At 46.9% G+C, this 697-nt stretch carries 1 protein-coding gene; it reads right to left on the reverse strand.

What is annotated here, in order from left to right; translation table 11 throughout:
- The coding region (locus R7P74_RS26590; RefSeq protein WP_318123644.1) for a LamG domain-containing protein at window positions 1-697 on the reverse strand (697 nt) is incomplete at both ends.

Raw genomic sequence — 697 nt, forward strand, 5'->3', positions numbered from 1 at the left:
TGACGGAACGCTCAGGCGGCTTGTATCTGAAGATTGCAAATTGATGGTCAATCCTCCTGCAGGGGCAAAACCGGAAAGGCGCACCTCTGCCTGCCCCGACCGCCCCTGTGCGATTGGATTTGAAAAAATATTTAATTTTAGCGGTGATTCGGCAACAGGTGAACAATTGCCGCCATTATTATCGGGTGAGTAATTATACAATTCGGCTATTTCCGGATCCGAAAGGCTGCGATTGAAAAGACGCACATCATCGACAAGCCCGTGCATAACCAACTCGGGAAGGTTGCATCCATCACCTTTGCCTATAGTAAACGGTGCTTCGTTGACAAGAATTTGTCCTGTTTCGGTATGGAGAAGGACCGGGTTGCCATCTTTGAAAAGAGTAAAGTCAGGTCCGATTTTCCTCAGAACCAGATGGTGCCATGTATTTATGTTGAGTATGCCGGCACTACTGGAGACCCTTGAACCTCCACCTTCGTGGCTGATATCGATAAATGCTTGGTTGTTTTCGTTAATTCCGATGTAAAAATTGGATCCGGTTCCTCCACAGGCTCCTTTACCCGCAATGTAATGTTCCCGGTTGCCTTCTACAAATTTAGCCCAGACGGAAAGCGTGTAATCACCTGCCTGTACATCAAGCGAATCAGAGTCCGGAATTTCTACAAAGTTATCGTTTCCCGTACCGTCAAAACTAAAC

The sequence above is a fragment of the Vibrio sp. 2033 genome, from assembly GCF_033339735.1.